Genomic DNA, 649 nt, shown 5'->3' on the forward strand with positions numbered 1-649 from the left:
AGCCGACCGCGACAAGCGCATGGATCGATTCGCCGCGAAGGTCCAGCACGCCAGCAAATACATCGGCCCGGTCGCCGTCGTCTTCGCCGCCATCCTGCCGATGACGCCGCTGGCCGACCGCATGCTGCTGGACATCGGCATCCTGCTGCTGACCTACATCATGCTGGGCTGGGGCCTGAACATCGTGGTCGGTCTGGCCGGCCTGCTCGACCTCGGCTATGTCGCCTTCTACGCCGTCGGCGCCTACAGCTACGCGCTGCTCGCCCATTATTTCGGGCTCAGCTTCTGGCTCTGCCTGCCGCTGGCGGGGCTGCTCGCCGCCTGTTCCGGCGTGCTGCTGGGCTTCCCCGTCCTGCGGCTGCGCGGCGACTATTTCGCCATCGTGACCTTGGGCTTCGGCGAGATCATCCGCATCATCCTGGTCAACTGGTACCAGTTCACCGGCGGCCCGAACGGCATCTCCGGCATTCCGCGGCCGAGCTTCTTCGGCATCGCCGACTTCTCCCGCACGCCGGCCGAGGGCATGGCCGCCTTCCACGAGCTGTTCGGGCTGGAGTTCTCGCCGCTCCATCGCATCGTCTTCCTCTACTACCTCATCCTGGCTTTGGCCCTGGTGGTGAACCTGTTCACGCTCAGGGTGCGCAAGCTG

General features: G+C 65.9%; 1 pseudogene. It reads left to right on the top strand.

Annotated elements, in window-relative coordinates:
* Positions 1–649, top strand: a pseudogene (locus TSH64_RS34350) (branched-chain amino acid ABC transporter permease); the annotation flags it as partial.

Origin of the sequence: Azospirillum sp. TSH64, from assembly GCF_003116035.1 — a bacterium.
Taxonomy (GTDB): Bacteria; Pseudomonadota; Alphaproteobacteria; order Azospirillales; family Azospirillaceae; genus Azospirillum.